The 20582-nt window shown below is 66.6% G+C and carries 17 protein-coding genes; 13 read left to right on the top strand and 4 right to left on the bottom strand.

Going from position 1 to position 20582, the window contains the following annotated elements; genetic code table 11:
* Window positions 1-140: 140 nt before the first annotated feature.
* The gene (locus NH8B_RS07015) at window positions 141-896 is read left to right on the top strand and encodes a sulfite exporter TauE/SafE family protein (protein ID WP_232503545.1); all 756 of its coding nucleotides are present in this window, start codon (window positions 141-143) and stop codon (window positions 894-896) included.
* A gap of 113 nt (window positions 897-1009) precedes the next feature.
* Here the strand turns inward: NH8B_RS07015 and NH8B_RS07020 are convergent, their stop codons facing one another.
* A complete protein-coding gene (locus NH8B_RS07020) occupies window positions 1010-1786 on the bottom strand; it encodes an AraC family transcriptional regulator (protein ID WP_014086653.1) in 777 nt (258 codons plus the stop codon).
* Between the two features lie 269 nt (window positions 1787-2055).
* Between NH8B_RS07020 and NH8B_RS07025 the strand changes: the two genes are divergently transcribed.
* The 7 genes from NH8B_RS07025 to NH8B_RS07055 all read left to right on the top strand — a co-directional run bounded on the left by NH8B_RS07025 (window position 2056) and on the right by NH8B_RS07055 (window position 10086).
* Window positions 2056-2982 (top strand): 4-hydroxyproline epimerase, encoded by a 927-nt coding sequence (locus NH8B_RS07025; protein ID WP_014086654.1) that lies wholly within the window; start codon window positions 2056-2058, stop codon window positions 2980-2982.
* Between the two features lie 218 nt (window positions 2983-3200).
* The gene (locus tag NH8B_RS07030) at window positions 3201-4148 is read left to right on the top strand and encodes a dihydrodipicolinate synthase family protein (protein ID WP_014086655.1); all 948 of its coding nucleotides are present in this window, start codon (window positions 3201-3203) and stop codon (window positions 4146-4148) included.
* Between the two features lie 108 nt (window positions 4149-4256).
* The gene (locus NH8B_RS07035) at window positions 4257-5828 is read left to right on the top strand and encodes an aldehyde dehydrogenase (NADP(+)) (protein WP_014086656.1); all 1572 of its coding nucleotides are present in this window, start codon (window positions 4257-4259) and stop codon (window positions 5826-5828) included.
* A 3-nt stretch (window positions 5829-5831) separates the two neighbouring features.
* The gene (locus tag NH8B_RS07040) at window positions 5832-7094 is read left to right on the top strand and encodes an NAD(P)/FAD-dependent oxidoreductase (protein WP_014086657.1); all 1263 of its coding nucleotides are present in this window, start codon (window positions 5832-5834) and stop codon (window positions 7092-7094) included.
* Window positions 7095-7138: 44 nt separating this feature from the next.
* Window positions 7139-8284, top strand: a complete 1146-nt coding sequence (locus NH8B_RS07045) for a branched-chain amino acid ABC transporter substrate-binding protein (protein WP_014086658.1) — start codon at window positions 7139-7141, stop codon at window positions 8282-8284.
* 129 nt (window positions 8285-8413) lie between these two features.
* Window positions 8414-9418: a proline racemase family protein gene (locus NH8B_RS07050; RefSeq protein WP_014086659.1), complete on the top strand. Its 1005-nt coding sequence runs from the start codon at window positions 8414-8416 to the stop codon at window positions 9416-9418.
* 242 nt (window positions 9419-9660) lie between these two features.
* Window positions 9661-10086 (top strand): acyl-CoA thioesterase, encoded by a 426-nt coding sequence (locus NH8B_RS07055; RefSeq protein WP_014086660.1) that lies wholly within the window; start codon window positions 9661-9663, stop codon window positions 10084-10086.
* Between the two features lie 87 nt (window positions 10087-10173).
* Here NH8B_RS07055 and mnmC read toward each other — a convergent pair whose 3' ends face one another.
* Window positions 10174-12162 carry a bifunctional tRNA (5-methylaminomethyl-2-thiouridine)(34)-methyltransferase MnmD/FAD-dependent 5-carboxymethylaminomethyl-2-thiouridine(34) oxidoreductase MnmC gene (gene mnmC / locus NH8B_RS07060; RefSeq protein WP_014086661.1) on the bottom strand — a complete coding sequence of 663 codons (1989 nt, stop codon included), beginning with the start codon at window positions 12160-12162 and terminating at the stop codon, window positions 10174-10176.
* A 48-nt stretch (window positions 12163-12210) separates the two neighbouring features.
* Window positions 12211-13251 (bottom strand): tRNA 2-selenouridine(34) synthase MnmH, encoded by a 1041-nt coding sequence (gene mnmH / locus NH8B_RS07065; protein WP_014086662.1) that lies wholly within the window; start codon window positions 13249-13251, stop codon window positions 12211-12213.
* An 18-nt stretch (window positions 13252-13269) separates the two neighbouring features.
* On the opposite strand from mnmH, the gene selD reads away from it, so the two are divergent.
* The 5 genes from selD to NH8B_RS07090 all read left to right on the top strand — a co-directional run bounded on the left by selD (window position 13270) and on the right by NH8B_RS07090 (window position 19769).
* The gene (selD, locus tag NH8B_RS07070) at window positions 13270-14310 is read left to right on the top strand and encodes a selenide, water dikinase SelD (protein ID WP_014086663.1); all 1041 of its coding nucleotides are present in this window, start codon (window positions 13270-13272) and stop codon (window positions 14308-14310) included.
* 3 nt (window positions 14311-14313) lie between these two features.
* Entirely contained in the window at window positions 14314-14844 is a 531-nt protein-coding gene (locus NH8B_RS07075; protein ID WP_014086664.1) for a LexA family protein, read from the top strand.
* 287 nt (window positions 14845-15131) lie between these two features.
* Complete coding sequence (gene clpB, locus NH8B_RS07080) at window positions 15132-17708, top strand: ATP-dependent chaperone ClpB (protein ID WP_014086665.1); 2577 nt, start codon at window positions 15132-15134, stop codon at window positions 17706-17708.
* A gap of 310 nt (window positions 17709-18018) precedes the next feature.
* The gene (locus NH8B_RS07085) at window positions 18019-19302 is read left to right on the top strand and encodes a sensor domain-containing phosphodiesterase (protein ID WP_014086667.1); all 1284 of its coding nucleotides are present in this window, start codon (window positions 18019-18021) and stop codon (window positions 19300-19302) included.
* A gap of 164 nt (window positions 19303-19466) precedes the next feature.
* A complete protein-coding gene (locus NH8B_RS07090) occupies window positions 19467-19769 on the top strand; it encodes a hypothetical protein (protein WP_008953678.1) in 303 nt (100 codons plus the stop codon).
* Between the two features lie 95 nt (window positions 19770-19864).
* Here the strand turns inward: NH8B_RS07090 and NH8B_RS07095 are convergent, their stop codons facing one another.
* Window positions 19865-20437, bottom strand: coding sequence for a DNA-3-methyladenine glycosylase I (locus NH8B_RS07095; RefSeq protein WP_014086669.1), 573 nt, complete (start codon window positions 20435-20437; stop codon window positions 19865-19867).
* Between the last annotated feature and the right edge of the window lie 145 nt (window positions 20438-20582).

Consider the following 20582-nt stretch of genomic DNA (forward strand, 5'->3'; position numbering starts at 1 on the left):
AGCGGTGCCCCGGCTAGATGGATAGTGACCTTTTAGAATATTGATCAAATTAGAAAATCTATTTGGTTATAACGCTAATCGGTTACTCTCCCATATCGTTTTCGAGTGCATCTGGGGGTCGTATGGAGTTGGGCTATGTCGTGGCCGGTCTTCTCGTTGGTTTTGTCGTCGGACTGACCGGCGTGGGCGGTGGCTCGCTGATGACCCCTATCCTGGTGTGGTTCGGCATTCCCCCGGCCACCGCAGTCGGTACCGATTTGCTGTACGCGGCCATTACCAAGGCCGGCGGCGTGATGATTCATCACCGTCAGCGCCATGTCGACTGGGGCATTACGAGGCGCCTGGCGACCGGCAGTCTGCCGGCGGCGCTGCTGACCCTGTTCGCGCTGTCCCGTATCGACCTGCCTACCGCCACCATCAATGCCGTGATCAAGGTGAGCCTGGGAGCGGCGCTGATCCTGACCGCACTCGCCATTCTGTTCAAGCCGCTGCTGGTGAAACTGGCGCATCGCATCAACCCGTCGTTGCTGGATGAGTCCCGCTCGCGCACCGTGCCGACGGTGCTGATCGGCGTGATGCTGGGCGTGCTGGTGACGCTGAGCTCGATCGGCGCCGGTGCCCTGGGGACCTTGGCCCTGTTCCTGCTCTACCCGGCGCTGCCGACCACGCGTCTGGTGGGGACCGAGATTGCCCACGCCGTGCCGCTGACGCTGGTGGCGGGGATCGGTCATGCCAGTCTCGGCAACCTCGATTACGGCCTCTTGGTTAACCTGCTGATGGGGTCGCTGCCCGGTATCTGGATGGGCAGCCGCCTCACCAAGAAGATGGCGGAGCGCTGGATGCGTCCGGCGCTGGCGATCATGCTGGCCATCGTCGGAACTAAGCTGGTGTACTGATCGAGACAATGTCTTTGCCCGAGCCCGGGGCGTCGATGGCAACATCGGCGCCCCGGGCTTTTGTGCGTCTTGGGATGCGTGAGATGCGGGAGGCTGTGGTAAAGCCTTATCTATCAGCTGCGCTCTGTAGCCTGACGATACTGCCGTGGTGTGAAGCCAGTCAGCGCCTTGAATTGCCGGCTGAATGCGCTGTGGTCGGTGTAACCGCACTGCAGTGCCACATCGGTAATCGGTATTTTGGTATGAAGCAAGCGATGCGCATGCTCCAGGCGCGCCTTATGGATCATTTGCCGGGGTGTCAGATGGAAAACCCGCTTGCAGTACCGTTCCAATTGCGCGGCTGAAATGCCGGCAATCCGCGTCAACTCACCCATGGTGATGGGGCGATTGAAATGCGCACGAATGTATTCGTCCACGGCGACAAGGTGCTGATAAGCGGGATGCGTATTGCTGGCCGATTGCAGGTCGACCGATATGCCCATCAACCCGATGATTTCGCCTTTGCGGTTGTACAACGGCCATTTATACGTCAGGCACCACCCCGGTTCGCGGCTCTTGTAAAGGTGCAGTTCTAGCTGGTTTTCAAGAACCAATCCCTGCTCCAGAACCCGTCGATCCTGCTCGGTATAGCCAGGGCCCAACTGAGCCGGGAAGACTTCAGCACTGGTTTTACCCAGCAGGGGCGGTAGCTGTTTCAGGCCGCAGCGCTGCACCAGCGTGTGATTGGCAATAAGGTAGCGTGCCTCCACATCCTTGATGAATATCGCCGCATTCGGGATGACATCCAGTACAGGTAGCAACGGTGCCACTCCCGCCAGCCATTCCTCGATGGTTTCAGGGCGTCGTTGCTCATCGCCCTGGCACAGCATGGCAAGCGCGTTCGGTGTCATGACTTCCACTCCCCTGTATCCGTGCTCCCCCTCCAGTACCTGTTTCAGGGGCAAAGCAAGCAGCTTGCAGCACGGCTTGCGTCATGTCGAGCCACCCGTGAGGCTGCCACGCCAGTCGCACACCACCAAAACAAACTATGCCGATTTCGTCATCAAAGATGAAGATAAGCATCAAGATTATGGGCATCGATGAGTCCATTCTATGGCCTGGAAACTGACTGCGGGGCTCCCTCTCGAGAGGGGTAGCGCTCTTCTAAATGGACAGGCTTATGAAACAGGTACACATCATCGACTCCCACACTGGCGGTGAACCCACTCGCCTGGTGATGAAAGGCTTTCCCGAACTGGCGGGCAGCACCATGGCCGAGAAGCGCGACGCATTACGCGAGCAGCACGACAAGTGGCGCCGTGCCTGCCTGCTGGAGCCGCGGGGCAACGATGTGCTGGTGGGTGCGCTGTATTGCGAGCCGGTATCGCCAGACGCCACCTGCGGCGTGATTTTCTTCAACAATGCCGGCTACCTCGGCATGTGCGGCCACGGCACCATCGGCCTGGTCGCCTCCTTGCACCACTTGGGGCAGATCCAGCCCGGCGTGCACAAAATCGACACTCCGGTCGGCCCGGTCAGCGCCACCCTGCATGACGACGGCGCGGTGACCCTGCGCAACGTCCCGGCCTACCGCTACCGTCAGCAGGTCCCGGTAGACGTGCCCGGCCACGGCCGCGTCTACGGCGATGTTGCCTGGGGCGGCAACTGGTTTTTCCTGGTCGCCGATCACGGGCAGTCGCTACGGCTCGAGAATGTCGACGCCCTGACGGAGTTCACCTGGGCGATGCTCAGGGCCTTGGAGGACCAGGGCATCGGCGGCGAAGACGGCGCCCTGATCGACCATGTCGAGCTGTTTGCCGACGACGACCAAGCCGACAGCCGCAACTTCGTCATGTGTCCAGGCAAGGCCTACGACCGTTCGCCCTGCGGTACCGGTACCAGCGCCAAGCTGGCGTGCCTGGCGGCCGATGGCAAGCTGGCCGAGGGTGAGGGCTGGGTTCAGGCCGGCATCACGGGCAGCCGGTTCGAAGGCCGTTATGAATGGGAAGGCGAGCGTATCCGCCCGTTCATTACCGGCCGTGCCTACATGACCGCCGACAGCACGCTGCTGATCGACGAACAGGATCCCTTCGCGTGGGGCATTTGAGCCCGCACGTCTGAGAACCGGTTCACGATCGGTCGCGAGCAGCCCTCAGCGGGGTGAAGAGCAGCACAGAAGCCGGAATGGACTGGCGTCCATGAGGATTTCGAGCAGCACATGAGCCCCGATCAGGGATGCGCAGCAAAATCGTGAACAGGTTCTGACGCCGCCCCGGCGGCCCCTTTACCTCCATCACCCGAATAAATGCTGTAAGGAGCAAAACAATGAGCGACAACATCTTCACCGGTTGCATTCCAGCCCTGATGACCCCGTGCACCGCCGACCGCAAACCGGACTTCGATGCCCTGGTCGCCAAGGGCCGCGAGCTGATCGAGATCGGCATGAGCGCGGTGGTGTACTGCGGCTCCATGGGCGACTGGCCGCTGCTGACCGAAGCCGAACGTCAGGAAGGCGTGGCGCGTCTGGTGGCGGCCGGCATCCCGACCATCGTCGGAACCGGTGCGGTCAATACCCGCGAGGCCGTCTCCCACGCCGCCCACGCCGCCAAAGTCGGCGCCCATGGCCTGATGGTGATTCCTCGCGTGCTCTCCCGTGGCGCCTCGCCGGCCGCGCAGAAAGCGCATTTCGCCGCCATCCTCAAAGCCGCTCCGGGCCTGCCGGCGGTGATCTACAACAGCCCTTATTACGGCTTCGCCACCCGGGCCGACCTGTTCTTCGAGCTGCGCCGCGACTACCCGAACCTGATCGGCTTCAAGGAATTCGGTGGCGGCGCCGACCTGCGCTACGCGGCCGAGAACATCACTTCCAAGGACGATGAGATCACCCTCATGGTCGGTGTCGATACCCAGGTCGTGCACGGCTTTGTCAATTGCAACGCTACCGGCGCCATCACCGGTATCGGCAACGTTCTGCCGCGCGAAGTGTTGCAGCTGGTGGCCCTGAGCAAGCAGGCCGCCAAGGGCGACGCCAAGGCCCGCCGCCTTGCCGGCGAGCTGGAATCGGCGCTGGCGGTGCTGTCGTCTTTCGATGAGGGCTGCGACCTGGTGCTCTACTACAAGCACCTGATGGTGCTCAACGGCGACAAGGAATACACCCTGCACTTCAACGAGAGCGATGTGCTCAGCGATGCCCAGCGTCGTTATGCCGAGAACCAGTACGCGCTGTTCCGCGAGTGGTACGGCAATTGGTCGGCAGAACAGAACGTCGCCTGACGCACAGCCCCGGCGCACGGCGGCGCCCCGATGCGCGCCGCCTCTGTTTGCACCCACAGAGCAACTCCCTGTTGCGTAGCTGGGTTACCTACTTTCGCAGGAGTCACCATGAATTTGACAGGCAAGATGCTGATTGGCGGGCAAGCCGTCGCCGGCAGCCGCGCAGCGGTCCAGGCAATCGATCCGGCCACCGGCAAACTGCTTGAGCCGGCCTATCCCGGCGGCACCGGCGAGCAGGTGGAGCAGGCCTGTGCCCTGGCCTGGGCCGCCTTTGACCGCTACCGTGAGACGTCGCTGGCGGGCCGTGCCCACTTCCTCGAAACCATTGCCGACGAGATCGAAGCCCTTGGCGATGAGCTGGTTGAGCGCGCCGTGGCCGAGAGCGGGCTGCCGCGAGCCCGGATCCAGGGCGAACGTGGCCGCACCTGCGGGCAACTGCGTACCTTTGCCCGCACTGTGCGTGCCGGGGAGTGGCTGGACGTGCGGGTCGACACCGCCCAACCGGAGCGCCAGCCCTTGCCCCGCGCAGACCTGCGCCAGCGTCACGTGCCGCTGGGCCCGGTGGCGGTGTTCGGTGCGAGCAATTTCCCACTGGCATTTTCCGTCGCCGGTGGTGACACCGCCTCGGCCCTGGCGGCGGGCTGCCCGGTGATCGTCAAGGCCCATGGCGCCCACCCCGGCACCAGCGAACTGGTCGGCCAAGCCGTGGCCCGGGCCGTGGCGAAATGCGAACTCCCTGAAGGTGTGTTCTCGCTGCTGTTCGGCTCTGGCCGTGAAGTTGGTATCGCCTTGGTCAGCGACCCGCGCATCAAGGCGGTCGGCTTCACCGGTTCGCGTAGCGGCGGCATCGCCTTGTGCCAGGCTGCCCAGGCCCGCCCGGAGCCGATCCCGGTCTATGCGGAGATGAGCTCGATCAACCCGGTGTTCCTCTTCCCGGCGGCCCTGCAAGCACGGGCCGAAGCATTGGCGCAGGGGTTCGTCGCCTCGCTGACCCAGGGTGCGGGCCAGTTCTGCACCAACCCCGGCCTGGTGATTGCCCTCCAGGGGCCGGACCTGGACCGCTTCAGCGCCGCGGCGGCGGATGCCGTCCAGCGCAGCAGCGCGCAAACCATGCTTACTCCGGGGATCTTCGACGCCTATCAGACGGGTGTCGGTGCGCTGGCCAGTCATGCCCGACCGGTTGCCGCCGGCCTGAGCACCGAAGGCCCGAACCAGTGTCAGCCCCGGCTGTTCATGACAACGGCGCGGGACTTTCTTGCCAACCCGGCCCTGCAGAGCGAGGTCTTCGGCGCCGCCTCGTTGATCGTGCAATGTGCCGACGGTGAGGAGGTCCGCCAGGTCGCCGAGCACCTGGAGGGCCAACTGACCGCCACCCTGCACCTGGACGACGGCGACCTGCAAGCAGCCGCTGCCTTGTTGCCGACCCTGGAGCGCAAGGCCGGCCGCTTGCTGGTCAATGGCTGGCCAACCGGTGTCGAGGTGTGCGATGCCATGGTCCATGGCGGGCCGTTCCCGGCCACCTCCGATACGCGCAGCACCTCGGTCGGGACGGCCGCGATCCAGCGTTTCCTGCGTCCGGTCTGCTACCAGGATTTCCCGGACAGCCTGTTGCCTGCCGCGCTGCAGCACGGTAATCCGCTGCAGCTGCGTCGCCTGCTCGATGGCCAGAGAGAGGCCTAGGCCATGTGGAACTCCCCGACTTCAAGTGCGGGCATCGTCGTGGTGGGGGCCGGTATCGTCGGCATCGCTACCGCCTTGCAATTGCGCCTGGCCGGCTGCGCGGTGACGCTGGTCGATCGCGGCGAACCGGCGATGGAGACCAGCTACGGCAACGCCGGCGCCTTTGCAGTCAGCGACGTGATTCCGCTGGCCGAGCCGGGCGTCTTGCGCAAGGTGCCGGGCTGGATGCTCGATCCGCTGGGGCCGCTGGCCTTGCGCTGGCGCTATCTGCCGACGCTGGCGCCGTGGCTGCTGCGCTTCGTCGCTGCCAGCCGGCCGAGTCGGGTGGCCGAGCTCACCCGTGCCATGGCCGCGCTCTTGAACCGGGTCAACGACGACTACGCGCCGCTGATCGAGCGCGCCGGCCTCACTCATCTGTGGCGGCGCCACGGCAATCTGACGCTGTACCGCAGCGAGGCCGAGTTCGCCGCCGCCGAAGCCGCCTGGCATGCCAAGCGTGCGCACGGTGTCGAATGGCGCAAGCTCGGCCGTGCCGAACTCGAGCGCGCCGCGCCGCCGGTCGGCAAGGAGTGGCAGGTGGCCGTGAACGTGCCGGCCTGGTCGCACGTGGACGATCCCTACACCTTCAGCCGCGGGCTGTTCGACGCCTTCATCCGCGAGGGGGGGCGCTTCGTGCAGGACGAGGTGCTGGCCACCGTCAGCGCGGCCGGACGCATTGCCGGCGTGGAGACCGCCAACCGCGGCCGGCTCGAGGCCGACACGGTGGTGATCGCCTGCGGCATCTGGAGCGACCGCTTCACGGCACAGCACCAGTACCGGATTCCGCTGGAGAGCGAGCGTGGCTATCACGTGACGCTGCCCAACGCCGGCGTGGCATTGCATCACTTCATCCAGTGCGCCAGCGAGAGCTTCGTGATCCTGCCCATGGGCAACGGCGGGCTGCGGCTGGCCGGCACCGTGGAGCTGGCGCACCGCGATGCACAGCCCGACTGGCGCCGTGCCCACATTCTGATCGACAAGGCCAAGCGCATCGTCGGCGATTTCGACGCTAGCGACATGAGTGTGTGGATGGGCAACCGCCCCTCCGTGCCGGATACCGTGCCGGTGATCGGCCCGGCGCCGGATTCCGCCGGCCTGTACTTTGCCACTGGCCACGGCCACCTCGGCCTGACGCTGGCGGCCACCACGGGCGCGCTGCTGACCGACATGATCCAGCGGCGTCCCAGCAGTTTCGATGTTTCACCGTACCGGCTCAACCGGTTTTGACCGGCCTTTCGGCCAACCTTAAAAAGAGAAGCAAAGGAGAAATCATGAAGCAGCGCTTTCCTCGCAGCATGACCATGGTGTTGGCCCTGGGTGGCATGATGGCCCCATTCGCCATCGCGGCTGCGCAAGCGGATACCGTGGTGAAGATTGGCTTTTCCTCGCCGCTATCCGGCCCACAGGCGCATTACGGCAAGGACAACGAGAACGCCACCAAGATGGCGATCGACGATCTCAACGCCAGGCCGCTGACCATCGCCGGGCAGAAGGTGACCTTCGAACTGGTGTCCGAGGACGATCAGGCCGACCCGCGCGTCGGCACCCAGGTCGCGCAGCGCCTGGTGGACTCCGGTGTGAAGGCGGTGATCGGCCACTTCAATTCCGGCGTCTCGATCCCTGCATCCCGTATCTACTCCGACGCCGGCATCCCGCAGCTGTCGGTCTCCACCAACCCGGCCTTCACCACCGCCGGCTACAAGACCACCTTCCGCCTGGTGGGTAGCGACAGCCAGGTGGGCGGCGCGCTGGGGCGCTATGCCGTGGCCCAGCTCAAGGCGCAGCGCATCGCGGTGATCGACGACCGCACCGCCTACGGTCAGGGCATCGCCGACGAATTCATCAAGTCCATCCAGGGGTTGGGCAAGCAGCCGGTGAAGCGCGAGTACACCAACGACAAGGCTTCCGACTTCACCGCTATCCTCACCTCGCTCAAGGCGGTCCATCCGGACGTGATCTTCTACGGCGGCGCGGACGCGCAGGCCGCACCGATGGCCAAGCAGATGAAACGCCTGGGCCTCAACGCCAAGCTGATGGGCGGCGACATGCTGAGCACCCCCACCTTCATCAAGCTGGCCGGTACCGATGCCGTCGGCCACTTCTCGGCGGTGCCGGGTGGTGAGCTTGGCGCGCGTCCGGCCGGCAAGGACTTCGAGGCCCGTTACAAGGCCCGCTACAAGCAGGACGTGGTGCTGCTGGGGCCGCAGTTCTACGACGGCGTGATGATCGTGGCCGATGCCATGAAGCGCGCCAACTCCACCGAGCCGGCCAAGTTCCTGCCGCTGATCGCCAAGACCGCCTACAAGGGGGTGACCGCCGACTTCGGCTTTGATAGCGCCGGCAACCTGAAACACGCCCCGGTGACCATCTCGGCGGTGGAAGGCAGCAACTGGAAAGTGAAGACCGTGGTGCAGTAAGACCGCTGGCGTGCGGGTGCGGCAGGTGTCGCCCCCGCACGCGGCAGGGTGGCCACCCGGCATGCCGCTGATACGGCCCTCTGGCTGTCGCCCCGGTGAGTGGGCTTTTTTCCCGAAGAGAACCGATCCATGACCGAAACCTGGCAAAGCAACGAGTTCGACACCATCGAGATGCACACCGGCGGCGAGCCGGTACGCATCATCCCCGGGCTGCTCGACGCCATTCGTGGCGACGACATCCTGGCCAAGCGCCGCAACATGCGCGACCGGCTGGACGGCGTGCGCCGCATGCTGATGTTCGAGCCGCGCGGCCACTACGACATGTACGGCGCGGTGCTGGTGCGTCCCAGCCTGCCGGGGGCGGATCTCGCCGCGCTGTTCATCCACAACGAGGGCTACAGCACCATGTGCGGCCACGCCGTGATTGCGCTGGCGCGCTACGCGGTGGAGCAGGGCCTGGTGGCGCGCACCGCACCGCTGACCAGGGTAGGCATCGAATGCCCGTGCGGCCTGGTCTGCGCCTGGGTGGCGGAAGACGGCAGCGTCAGCTTCGACAGCGTGCCGGCTTTCGCCTTCGCGCTGGATCACCCAGTGGACGTGCCGGGCATCGGCAGCATCAGCGTGGATATCGGCTACGGCGGCGCCTTCTACGCGGTGACTTCTGCGGCCAACCTTGGCGTGTCGCTGGACGGCCGCCTGCGCGACGTGGTGGATGCCGCCAGCGCGCTCTCCGAAGCGGTGCGCCGCAGCATCCGTGTGCGCCACCCCGAAGCCGATGACCTGGGCTTCCTCTACGGCAGCATCCTCACCGATGGCCGCGAGCGCGCCGGCGACGGCCCCAGCCGCAACGTCTGCGTGTTCGCCGACGCCGAAGTGGATCGCAGCCCCACCGGCTCTGGCGTCACCACGCGCATGGCGCTGCGCCACGCGCGTGGTCTGGTGGACCGTGGCGAAGCCTGCGTGTTCGAGAGCATTACCGGTGCGCGCTTCGGCGCCAGTGTCAACGGTCCGGCCGTGCTGCCGGGCCACCACGCGGTGACCGTGCGTGTCAGCGGGCGCGCCCATTACAGCGGACGCGCCCGCTGGTCACTGGAGCCGGGTGACGAGATCGGGCGCGGATTCCTGTTGCGTTGATGGTTCGGGTGCGATGCGCCGAACGGGCCGCACGGAGGGGCGGCGCGAATGCCGAGGCGCCTGGTGTGGGTGCCAGGGACGATCGATTTCCTCTGCGTAGTTTTTGCGCCAGCCTCCGGGCTGGTTTTTTTTGGGCGGTGGAGCCGAGCCAGGCAGAGAAGGGTGGCTCTATGCGCAGGGTATGACGAGGCCCGACGATGCGGTTATGATGACGTGTCATTACGTTAACGTAAGGTGTACATATGGAAAACCGCTTCCCGGTGATCGACCGCCGGACCATTGCCATGCGCTGGGGCGATATGGACGCTGTCGGCCATCTCAACAACACCAATTACTTCCGCTACCTGGAGCAGATCCGCATCGAGTGGCTCGATGAACTGGGGCACGGCATCAACCCCGATGGCGTCGGCCCCGTGCTGGCCAGCACCTCCTGCGTGTACCGCAAGGAACTGGTCTACCCGGCCACGGTGGTGGTGACCATCGAGCTGGAGAAGCTCGGCAACTCCAGTCTCAAGCTGCGCCATCGCTTCTTCCGCGACGACGATGACGAGACGGTGTACGCCGAGGCCGAGGCGGCGCTGGTGTGGGTGGATTATCGCAGCGGACAGACGGTGCGCATCCCCGAGCCGATCCGCGCCGCGATCAGCGGCGAGGGCGTGGCGGCCTGAATCCAGCGGTGGACCGGCCGCCTCCTCGTCGGGATGCACATGGCTGAAGGCGGCCCTGCGGGGCGTAGTGGCCGGGCGGGCCGGGGCTCAGGCCTTGTGTTTCTGCCGGATCAGGTCACGCAACAGGAAGCGGCTGGGGTGGATGGCGTCGAGCAGCGGCTTGGGCAGCGGTGCCGGTTCGTTGTCGAGGTAGGCGGCGAGGATTTCGCCCGAGAGCGGCGCGGTGATCATGCCGCGCGAGCCGTGCGCGGTGTTGACGTACAGCCCCTCCACCCACGGCGCCGGGCTGTCGAGCCGGCGCGTGGCGTCCTGCCCCAGCGCCCGGTAGCCTTCGAGGAAGGCGGCACGGTCGACCACCGGGCCGACGATCGGCAGGTAGTCCGGGCTGGTGCAGCGGAACGCGGCACGCCCTCCCAGTGCCTCCTCGGGCAACTGCTCGCCGCCCAGCGCCCGGTACAGCGACGGGCACAGGCCGGAGAGCATGGCGAGGTTCTCCTGATGTTCGGCCGGCTCGACGCTGAGGTCGTCGGTGTTGAACTTGAAGGTGGCGCCGAAGCAGTGGCTGTCATGACGCGCCGGCGAGACGTAGCCCTCGCCGCACAGCACGGTCTTGAGCCCGCGGCTCTCCGCCGTGGCCGGCGCCACCGTGACCTGGCCGCGGATGCGCTTGAGCGGCAGGTGCTGGGTGAGATCGAAGGCGGCCGCTTCGGCGCCGCCGGCGATCACCACCACCGCGCCGATGGCGAGCGGGCCGTCTTGCCCGTAGGCCGTCCATAGCCGCTCGACCGGGTTCCAGTTGAGCTCGGTGACCCGGGCTCCGAGCACTTGGCGGATGTTGGGGTGGTCGGCCAGGCGGGCGATCAGCTGTGCCGGATTGAGCCAGCCCGCCTGCGGAAAGAACAGGCCGCCGCTGGGCAGCTCGAGGCCGGCCAGCTCGCTGGCTTCGTGCTGATCCACCTGGCGCAGAAAACCTTCCGGCCAGCCCGTACCGGCCAGCTCGGCCAGTTCGGCCTGCTTTTGCGGACTGTCCCCGTCGTGCGGCAGCTGGAGCACGCCGCAGGCCTGCCAGGTGGTTTCGCCCTGTGGCAGTTCCTTGTGCAGGGTACGCAGACTATAGCCGTAGCCCGCCAGTACCAGCCGCGTCAGCGGCGGAAAGTGCGGCGACAGCTTGGTGTACAGCACGCCTTGGGGGTTGCCTGAGGCTTCCTGCGCCAGTTGTCCGTGGCGCTCCAGCAAAGTGACTTGCCAGCCGCGCCGCGCCAGGCTGGCGGCGCTGGAGGCGCCGGCGATGCCGCCGCCGATGACGATGGCGCTGCGTTCCGCCGGCGGGGCGGGTGGCCGGGCGAACCACGGCGCCTGCCAGCCGCGTTCCGGCGCGTGCTCCAGGTGGCCGCAGCACATCTCGCGCTTGTGGCCGTAACCCCGCACTTTTTCCACGGTGAAACCGGCGGCGGTCAGGCCGCGGCGCACCGCCCCCGCGCTGGTGAAGGTGGCGAAGCTGGCGCCGGGCGCCGATAGCCGCGCCATCTGTTCGAACAGCGCCGGTTGCCACATTTCGGGGTTCTTGGACGGGGCGAAGCCGTCGAGGAACCAGGCGTCGATGCGGGCGTCCAGCTCGGGCAGGGTGTCGAGCGCGTCGCCGACCAGCAGCGTCAGCGTCAGCCGACCGCCGCGCAGCACGAAGCGATGCCAGCCCGGCGTCAGGATGTCGTACTGGGCCAGCAGCTCGCTGGAATACGACGCCAGCTCGGGCCACAGCGCCAGCGCCTGCTGCAGATCGGCGGGCGCCAGCGGGAATTTCTCGGTACTGACAAAGTGCAGCCGCGCCGTGGCCGGGGCGTGCTGCTCGAAGCATTGCCAGGCGCACAGGAAGTTGAGGCCGGTGCCGAAACCGGTCTCGCCGATGCAGAACTGACCGTGCTCGGGCAGGGCGGCGAAGCGCTCGGCCAGCGCGTTGTGGTGCAAAAAGACGTGGCGCGTCTCCTCCAGCCCCGAGGCGCGGGAGAAGTAGACGTCGCCGAAAGCGCTGGAAAAGGGCTGGCCGTCGTGCCAGTCGAGTTGGGCGTGGTGCGTCATCCGGTTCTTCAGTACGGGTCAGGCGTTCAAGGTTGGCCGAAGAGCGGCTCAGTGGGGCAGGGCCTGGGCGGTCGTCGCCAGCACGCCCGGCGACAGGTTCGGCAGCCGGATGTCGAGGGCCTGGTCGAGGCGCTGGTAATGATTGCCCTGCGAGCGGTGGTAGAGCGGGTCGTAGTGCTGCTCCAGCAGTTCCTGGACCAGTTGCTCGAAGCGGCCCCCGCGCACCAGCTCGGTCCAGCTGTCCATCTGGGCACGCGAGTGTAGGTTCTTCAAGAAGTTCAGCTGCTCCAGCAGGCGCTCCGGCTCGGCGACGTAGAAGTCGTAATCTTCCAGCAGGAAGCGCACGCGCTCGGCGAGCGGCACCTCGAGGCGCAGGCACTCGCCCTGGTGCATGGCCTTGAACAGCGCGTCGGGCAGGGCGATCTGGCCGATCCTCTTGCTCTCCGCCTCGATGTAGACCGGGCGTTCCGGATCGAGCTGGCGCAACTGCAGCGCCAACTGGCTGTCGAAGCCTTTCTGCGTCGGCTGGGGCTGGCGCGGCAGCAGGCCGAGCACCGAGCCGCGATGGCAGGCCAGCCGCTCCAGGTCGAGCACCTGGTGGCCGACCGCCGCCAGCGCCTCCAGCAGACGGCTCTTGCCCGAGCCGGTCGGGCCGCACAGCACGCGGAAGTTGAATGCCGCCGGCCGCTCGGCCAGTTCCTCCAGCACCTGGCGCCGGTAGGCCTTGTAGCCGCCCTCCAGCTGGTGGGCGTTCCAGCCCACCTGGGCGAGCACGATGGCCATCGCCCCGGAGCGCTGGCCGCCGCGCCAGCAGTAGATCAGCGGTTTCCACGACTTGGGGCGGTCGTGGAAGCGTTCTTCGATGTGGCGGGCGATGTTCTTCGCCACCAACGCGGCGCCGACCTTGCGCGCGGCGAACGGCGAGACCTGCTTGTACAGCGTGCCGACGCGGATGCGCTCCTCGTCGTCCAGCACGGGGCAGTTGATGGCGCCGGGGATGTGGTCCTCGGCGAATTCCGCCGGGGTGCGCACGTCGATGATCTCGTCAAACCCGGTGAGCTGTGATACGTTCGCGACCTTGAAATACATGGTATGTGGTGAGAACCGATGGCTGAAATTCGATTGACCCAATTGTCTCATGGCGGCGGCTGCGGCTGCAAAATTGCCCCATCGGTGCTGGAATCCATCCTGTCCGGCGCCAAGGAAAAAATGCCGTTTCCCAACCTGCTGGTGGGCGCTGAAACCAGCGACGACGCGGCGGTGTACAAGCTCAACGACAGCCAGGCCATCGTTGCCACCACCGACTTCTTCATGCCCATCGTCGACGATGCGCGCGACTTCGGCCGCATCGCCGCCACCAACGCGCTGTCCGACATCTACGCCATGGGTGCCACGCCGATCATGGCGCTGGCCATCGTCGGCATGCCGGTCAACACCCTGCCGCTGGAAACCATCCGCGACATCCTCGACGGTGGCGAATCGGTGTGCCGCGAGGCCGGCATTCCGCTCGCCGGCGGCCACTCCATCGACGCCCCTGAGCCGATCTACGGCCTGGTGGCGCTGGGCGTGGTGCACCCGGACCAGCTCAAGCGCAACTGCGACGCGCGCGACGGCGACGTGCTGATCCTCGGCAAGGGCCTGGGCGTGGGGGTGCTGGCGCAGGCGATGAAGAAGGGTGTGCTGGACGACGCTGGCTACGCCGCACTGATCGGCTCCACCACCCAGCTCAATACCGTCGGCGCCGAGCTCGCGGCCTTGTCCGGGGTGCACGCGCTGACCGACGTCACCGGCTTCGGCCTGCTGGGACATCTGCTGGAAATCTGCAAGGGCTCGGGGTTGACGGCCGAGGTCGAGATGGCGGCGGTGCCGGTGATCGCCGAGGCGCGCCCGCTGGCCGAACAGGGCTACGGCCCTGGCGCCATCGAGCGCAATTGGGCAAGTTTCGGCGCCCATGTCCGTTTCGACGACGGCGTGCCGGAGTGGCAGCGCCGCCTGCTGGCGGACCCTCAGACCAGCGGCGGGCTGCTGGTGGCGGTGGCGCCGGAGCAGGCCGAGGCGGTGCTGGCGCGCTTCAAGGAGAGCGGCTTTGGCTACGCCGCGGTGATCGGCTCGCTGCGCCAGGGCGAGCCGCAGATCGACGTGCGCTGAGCGATGGCCGAGCCGCTCTCTTCCGGCGCCGCTGACGGCATCCCGCTTGCGCCGCCAGGGGGCGAGGCGCTGGAGTCCTTGATCGCACGCTTTCCGCGCCAGGCGTTCCGGGCGGCGGAGGTGCTCTCCGAGACCGAGCTGCCGCTCTATGCTTCCCGTGTGCCGGCGGGCTTTCCATCCCCGGCCGACGACTACCTGGAAGCCTCACTCAATCTCAACGACTACCTGATTCGCCACCCCGAATCGACCTTCTTCGTCAGGGTGTCCGGTGAATCGATGAGCGGCGCCGGCATCTTCGACGGCGACATGCTGGTGGTCGACCGCCTGCTGCGGCCGCGCCACCGCGACGTGGTGATCGCGGTGGTGGCGGGGGAACTCACGGTGAAGCGGCTGGAGCTGCGTGCCGACGGTCCCTGGCTGGTGCCGGATCATCCCGATTATCCGGCGCTGCGCGCCAACCCGGAGGCCGGCTTCGACGTGTGGGGCGTGGTCACGGCGGTGGTGCGTTCGCTCAAGCCGCCCCACAAGGCTTAAGCCCATCCCGCGCAGCCGCTGTTGAGCTGCAGCGGCTGCGTCCGACGCTGTTCAATAAGTCGCACGGAGAGGCGTAATCCTCTTCGTTTACTTCCCCGTTCCCGTTTCGGTGTTCCCCCCGCACTCCGCCTGGCGTGGCTCGCCCAACGATGGGGCTAGCCTCTTGCCCCTGGCCGATCTGTTCTTGGACAGCCCTTTCCCTCTGACGGACGTATTCCATGCTGGCGCTCTTGAAATCGCCAAAACCCCGCCCAAAATAGGGATTAACAGCGATTCAGGAGCCCCTCATGCGATTCGACAAACTGACCACCAAATTCCAGCAGGCTCTGGCCGACGCGCAGAGCCTGGCGCTCTCTCACGATCATGCCTACATCGAGCCGCAGCATCTCTTGGCAGCGATGCTGGACGATGCCGACAGCGGCGTCGGCAGCCTGCTGGCGCGGGCCGGTGTCAACGTGGCGGGGTTGCGTGGCGGGCTCAAGTCCGCCATCGACCGCCTGCCCAAGGTGCAGGGCACCGGGGGCGAGATCACTGTGTCGCGCGATCTGGGCAACCTGCTCAACCTGACCGACAAGGCGGCGATGAAACGCGGCGACGCCTTCATCGCCAGCGAACTGTTCCTGCTGGCGCTGCTGGACGACAAGGGCGAAACCGGGCGCCAGCTCAAGGACAACGGCGGCTCCGCCAACGCGTTGAACGCCGCCATCGATGCGGTGCGCGGTGGCGCCAACGTGGAGAGCCAGGACGCCGAGAGCCAGCGCGAGGCACTGAAGAAGTACACCCTGGACCTCACCGAGCGGGCGCGTCAGGGCAAGCTCGACCCGGTGATCGGCCGCGACGACGAGATCCGCCGCGCCATCCAGGTGTTGCAACGGCGCACCAAGAATAACCCGGTGCTGATCGGCGAGCCCGGCGTCGGCAAGACCGCCATCGTCGAGGGGCTGGCGCAGCGCATCGTCAACGGCGAGGTGCCGGAAAGCCTGAAGCACAAGAAGCTCTTGGTGCTCGACCTGGCCGCACTGCTGGCCGGCGCCAAGTACCGTGGCGATTTCGAGGAGCGCCTGAAGAGCGTGCTGAGCGACCTGGCCAAGGACGAAGGCAATACGCTGATCTTCATCGACGAAATCCACACCCTGGTGGGCGCCGGCAAGGCGGAAGGGGCGATGGACGCGGGCAACATGCTGAAGCCGGCGCTGGCGCGCGGCGAACTGCACTGCCTGGGCGCCACCACGCTGGACGAATACCGCAAGTACATCGAGAAGGACGCGGCGCTCGAGCGCCGCTTCCAGAAGGTACTGGTGGACGAGCCCTCGGTAGAGGACACCATCGCCATCCTGCGCGGACTGCAGGAGAAATACGAAATTCACCATGGCGTGGATATCACCGACCCGGCCATCGTCGCCGCGGCGGAGCTGAGCCACCGCTACATCACCGACCGCTTCCTGCCGGATAAGGCGATCGACCTCATCGACGAGGCCGCCAGCCGCATCAAGATGGAGCTGGACTCCAAGCCGGAAGAGATGGACAAGCTCGACCGCCGCCTGATCCAGCTCAAGATCGAGCGCGAGGCGGTGAAGAAGGAGAGCGACGAGGCGTCGCAGAAGCGGCTGGGCCTGATCGAGGACGAGATCGACCGGTTGTCGCGCGAATACGCCGACCTGGAAGAAATCTGGAAGGCCGAGAAGGCCACGGCGCAGGGCAGCCAGAGCATCAAGGAGGAGATCGACCGCCTCAAGGTGGAGATGGAGGACCTCAAGCGCCAGGGCGACTGGCAGAAACTGGCCGAATTGCAGTACGGCAAGCTGCCGCAGCTGGAGGCGCGCCTGAAGGAGGCGGAAGCGGCGGGTGCCGGCACCCAGAAGCCGAACCGCCTGCTGCGCACCCAGGTCGGCGCCGAGGAGATCGCCGAGGTGGTGTCGCGCATGACCGGCATCCCGGTGTCGAAGATGCTGGCCGGCGAGCGCGAGAAGCTGTTGAAGATGGAGGAGGTGATGCACGAGCGCCTGGTGGGGCAGGACGAGGCGGTGCGCGCGGTGTCCGACGCCATCCGCCGCAGCCGCTCCGGCCTGTCCGACCCCAACCGGCCGTACGGCTCCTTCCTGTTCCTCGGGCCGACCGGGGTGGGCAAGACCGAGTTGTGCAAGACGCTGGCCGGCTTCCTGTTCGACAGCGAAGATCATCTGATCCGCATCGACATGTCGGAGTACATGGAGAAGCATTCGGTGGCGCGGCTGATCGGCGCGCCTCCGGGCTACGTCGGCTACGAGGAGGGCGGCCAGCTCACTGAGCAGGTGCGGCGCAAGCCCTATAGCGTGATCCTGCTGGATGAAGTGGAGAAGGCGCACCCCGAGGTGTTCAACATCCTGCTGCAGGTGCTGGACGACGGCCGCCTGACCGACGGCCAGGGCCGCACCGTGGACTTCAAGAACACCGTGGTGGTGATGACCTCGAACATCGGCAGCCAGCACATCCAGGCCATGGGCAGCGACGACTACCAGGTGATCAAGCTGGCGGTGATGGCCGAGGTGAAGGGCTACTTCCGTCCCGAGTTCATCAACCGCATCGACGAGGTGGTGGTGTTCCACGCCCTGGGCAGCGCGCAGATCCGCTCCATCGCCCGCATCCAGCTCAAGTCGCTGGAGCGGCGCCTGGCCAAGCTGGAGCTGTCGCTGCAGGTCACCGACGCGGCGCTCGACGCCATCGCCGAGGCCGGCTTCGACCCGGTGTACGGCGCGCGGCCGCTGAAGCGGGCGATCCAGTCCGACATCGAGAACCCCTTGGCCAAGGCCATCCTGGCCGGCAAGTACGAGCCCAAGGCGACGGTGCTAGTGGACGCGCAAAACGGCCAGATCGTGTTCGAGTGAGCACGCGACCGCCCGCCTGAAGGCGGGTGACGTGGACCCTCGGTTCGGTGACGTGTTTCAAGACACGTCGTCAGGGCCGGGGGTCTTTTGCTTCCGGGCTCGGGGGGGGGGAGTGCACTGTTGCAGTGCAGTATGCGCCAATGCCGGGCGAATGGAGGTCGCTATCCAGTCATTTTGATGGCATGGCGGAGCGGGGCGCTGGCACAGCGATTGCTAAATAGCCGGCAGGCGGACCAACGGCGGTCCGCACTTGAAAGGGACAACGGCGTCCCCGGGGCAGACCGGCCCGGGGACGCCTTTTTTTGCCACTATGCAATCACTCTCCGCTTTGCCGCTGTCGTCGTCCGGCCTGTGCCTGCCGCTGGGCGACATCACGCGCTCCATCCTCCCCGAATCCGGCCGCGCCATCGGCCGCTTCCGTGAGCTGTCCCTGGATAGCCACTTCCAGCCGATCTACAGCCTGGCGCACAGCCGCATCGTCGGCCACGAGGCGCTGCTGCGGGCGCGGCAGTCCGACGGCAGTCCGGTGGGGCCGCTGCAGGCGCTGGCCAGCGCGCGGGGTGACGAGGAGCGGGTCTTTCTCGACCGGCTGTGCCGTGCCCTGCACCTCGCCAACTACCGTGACGCCGGGGGGCTGGACGACGCTCAGACCTGGCTGTTCCTCAATGTGTCGACCCAGGTCGTCGTGCGGGCCGGCCAGTCCGAGCCGTTCTTCGCCGGGCTGCTGGCGCACAGTGGTTTTCCCGCCCGGCGCGTGGTGGTGGAAATCCTCGAGGGCACCATTGCCGACCAGTCGTTGTTGAGCGAGGCGGTCGCCAACTATCGGCGTATGGGTTGCCTGGTGGCGCTGGACGACTTCGGCGCCGACGCCTCCAACATCGAGCGCATCTGGCGTGCCGCGCCCGACATCGTCAAGCTCGACCGCAAGCTGATCGCCGCCGCCGAGCATTCGCCGCGGGCACGGCGCGTGCTGCCGGCCACGGTGGCGCTGATCCACGAGGCGGGCAGCCTGGCGCTGATCGAGGGGGTCGAGAATGAAGAGCAGGCCGCCATCGCGCTGGATAGCGATGCCGACCTGGTGCAGGGCTTTCACTTCGCGCGGCCGGCGCCGCAGCCGCTGCGCCACGGCGACGGCGGCATCGCTGCGCTGTCGGCCCGGCACGCTGCGGCGCAGGCCTCGGCGCGCCAGCGCCGGGAATTGCAGGTCTACGCCAGCGCCTTCCAGCGCGCGGCGCAGCGGCTGTGGACCGAGCAGGGCCTGGCCCCGGCTTGCGCCGAGCTGCTGGCGATGCCGCAGGTGGACCGCTGTTACCTGATCGGCGCGGACGGGGTGCAGATCGGCGCCAGCGTGCTGCGTGCCGACCACGAGCCGGCGTCCTCGCGTTTCGCCCCGCTGGAGGAGGCGCAGGGCGCCAACTGGGCGCGCAAACCCTACCACTACCGTGCCCTGGCCCACCCCGGCCAGCTGCAAGTCAGCAGTCCTTACCTGTCGGTCGCCAACTCCCGGCTGTGCGTGACGCTGTCGCTGACGGTGCCGTTGGCGCAGGGGCAGCGGGTGCTGTGTTGCGACATCAAACTGGAAGGGCTGGCCTGACGATGACTCCGTACGCCAGGACGTCAGGCGAGAGATCTTCGGCCGGGCCGGCGGCGTAAGCATCAGGCTTAACAATTGTTAGTACTTCTTGACAGCGCCCGGTGGCGATCTTGGTTATGATGCCGCCGTTGATGATTACTGCACTAGCCTTAAGGAACACAGCCATGAACAAGAACCGTTGGATGGTCGCCCTGCTGGCCGGCAGCCTGTTGCTGACCGGCTCGGCCTACGCCATGGACAGCAACGCCGTGCTCGGCGGCGCGCTGGGCGGTGGTGCCGGCGCGGCGGTCGGTTCGGCGTTGGGTGGGCGGGATGGCGCGATGATCGGCGCGGCGGCCGGTGCCGCCATCGGTACCGGTGTCGCAACCCGGCCCGAACCGCGTCGCACCATCGTAGAACATCGTTATGTCGAAGAGCGCGGCTGGAAGCGCGGGCACCGCCACCATCACCACCGCTACGACGATTAAGAGCTAAAAAAGCCGTATCGAATCGCTTGTGTCAGCAAGGCGCGCAGCCGGTGTCCGGGGTTCCCGACACCGGCTTTTTGCTGCGTGAGCGGCGCTCAGCCTTGCCGTTGCGGGTGGCGGTGGCAGCCGATCAGGTGGTCGTTGACCACGCCGGTGGCCTGCAGGAAGGCGTAGATCACCGTGCTGCCGACGAAGTTCATGCCGGCCTTTTTCAGCTCCTTGCTGATGGCGTCGGACAGGGGCGTGGCGGCGGGGCATTCGGACAGACTGCCCCAGTGGTTGACCACCGGCTGGCCGCCGACCTGTGCCCACAGCCAGGCGGCGAAGCTGCCATGACGACGCTGCAGCTCGAGAAACACGCGGGCGTTGCGGATGGCGCTGTGGATCTTCAGCCGGTTGCGCACGATGGCCGGGTTTTGCAGCAGGCGCTCGACGTCGGTCTCGTCCATCGCCGCGACGCGCTCCGGGTCGAAGCCGTGGAACGCGGCGCGGTAGCCTTCGCGTTTCCTGAGGATGGTGATCCACGACAGTCCGGCCTGGGCGCCTTCCAGCACCAGCATTTCGAACAGCTTGCGGTCGTCGTGCACCGGCACGCCCCATTCCAGGTCGTGGTAGGCCACGTAGAGCGGGTCATCGCCGCACCACGGGCAGCGCGTTGCAGTAATCATGGTCTTCGGCCAACCTTAAAGTAAGCCCACGCTGCGTTGGGTCTCCGCCGTATCGAGCCGTTTGCCTTTTGGGGGCCCGAGACAGGTTGCACGCAGATCGTGGACAGGTAGTTTGCATGGAAAGAGCATCGACCCGGCATGGTGC

This window comes from Pseudogulbenkiania sp. NH8B, from assembly GCF_000283535.1.
Lineage (GTDB): Bacteria > Pseudomonadota > Gammaproteobacteria > Burkholderiales > Chromobacteriaceae > Pseudogulbenkiania > Pseudogulbenkiania ferrooxidans.